Consider the following 1260-nt stretch of genomic DNA (forward strand, 5'->3'; position numbering starts at 1 on the left):
TCATTTCAGCTAACATGCTTACATTGCGCTCATATATTTCACCATTAGGATTACTTCCATTTTGTACAGCCCTAAGAACAATTAGATATTTTCCCCCATTAGGTATAGTTACTGTACCTAGTTTATCCTCAACTAATCCCCAGTTGTCCTTGCTGTTATCTTTTTTAGCATAAACCTTCCATTGAGCATCAATACCAGATATCAGTTTATTTCGCATTAAATCTTCTGCATCAAAGACTTCAACACGCAACATCCCACCGTTTGAGCCGTCTTCTTGAATAAATGTATTTTCAACCAGTGCTGTTAATTCTAATTCTGTCTTTTCTGGAATTTCAATAAACCATCCAATACCATCTTTATCAGAAGTCTGATTTTTATATCCAAACCCAACAATAGTATTTTTATTGTGCCAATGTGACTCATGTCCCTTTCCATAAAAAGAAGCATTGGCAAATATCATTGTTTTCGCCGTATCCAAACTTAATTGGTAATCTGTACTGTTAATAATTATATCATCTTCAGGATCAGGAACAGGAGGTTCTGGCTGGATATCATTCTCACCATCAGGCTGTGGCGTAATAACAGGTGGATTTATTTGATTATTATTTTCATTGTCTGATGAATTACAACCAACCAATGTAAATGTAGCGCTAATTAATATAGCTAAAATTTTCTTTTGCATATGAAATTCAACCTCAAATAATAAAATTTATTAAAATACAGAATATAACCTTATCCATACCGAATATATTAATATATTTTTATTTTGATATTTTCAGCTGCAAAATAATCATCCTTGACTAAACATCACGATGAAAAAATATTCATTACATGTAAAAATTACGCACCATGCAAAAAAGGAATTATTCCAGTAAAGAATTGAATTTTCATTATCTACACTTATTACATCAATAAGACTACTTATTACTCAAATTACTAAATAATGAAATTTACATATAAAGAGAAACCACACCATATATATTCAATATTTCTTATGGGTATATTTATACATTACATACTTATTATGTATTTAGATCACAAATATAATAATTTCATTTCTTTACTACTTAAACTCACGCTTTAACCATTCAGTAAGAACAACCATACTTTTCTGCCCTACTTTATTGTGATTACACGCTAGAAAAAAACTTAGATCATCGCAGCGTACGTTATGACCAATTTCTGTTAGCAAACCATAACGAATATCATCTGTAAGTTTTCCTTACATGATTGGTTAAAATTACTCGCTATTAGTTTACC

The 1260-nt window shown here is 30.6% G+C and carries 1 protein-coding gene; it reads right to left on the reverse strand.

The genetic code is table 11. From position 1 onward, the window contains the following. The coding region (locus tag I3255_RS14445) for a hypothetical protein (RefSeq protein WP_238039442.1) at positions 1–682 on the reverse strand (682 nt) is incomplete at its 3' end. Positions 683–1260 lie beyond the last annotated feature (578 nt).

Origin of the sequence: Psychrobacter sp. Ps6 (assembly GCF_022129235.1) — a bacterium.
GTDB lineage: Bacteria > Pseudomonadota > Gammaproteobacteria > Pseudomonadales > Moraxellaceae > Psychrobacter.